The sequence below is a fragment of the Streptococcus sp. DD04 genome, from assembly GCF_001578725.1.
GTDB classification, from domain to species: domain Bacteria; phylum Bacillota; class Bacilli; order Lactobacillales; family Streptococcaceae; genus Streptococcus; species Streptococcus sinensis.
This window is the reverse complement of the sequence record NZ_KQ969007.1, coordinates 1-408: the sequence shown is the minus strand read 5'-3', so window position 1 is coordinate 408 and position 408 is coordinate 1. Positions and strand designations below refer to the sequence as shown.

Below are 408 nucleotides of genomic sequence, written 5' to 3'. Positions count from 1 at the left end.
TTATTGACTTTCAGTCCGTCTCGCTCCGTTAGGTGCGAGACAAATAAACCACCCGCTATGCGGGTGCGCGTTGAAGGTTATACCAAAAACTCCAAACGCGATACAATAAAGGTGTTCAAGCCAATTGTAAAGCGAAAGGAGAAAAATATGGCACAAAAGGCACATAGTTTATCACACACAAAGTGGATGTGTAAATATCACATTGTGTTCACCCCTAAGTATAGACGAAAAGTAATCTATAATCAATATCGAAGTAGTTTAGGCGAAATATTTCATCGTTTGTGCAGTTATAAAGGTGTTGAAATTATCGAGGGTCACTTGATGCCTGATCATGTACATATGTTAGTAAGTATTCCACCGAGGATAAGTGTTTCAAGTTTCATGGGTTATTTAAAAGGCAAAAGTGCA

At 38.5% G+C, this 408-nt stretch carries 1 protein-coding gene; it reads left to right on the top strand.

The genetic code is table 11. The annotated features are described in order from the left end of the window. Positions 1 to 147: 147 nt before the first annotated feature. Positions 148 to 408: IS200/IS605 family transposase (tnpA, locus tag STRDD04_RS10275; protein ID WP_156469097.1), on the top strand; the 261-nt coding region annotated here is incomplete at its 3' end.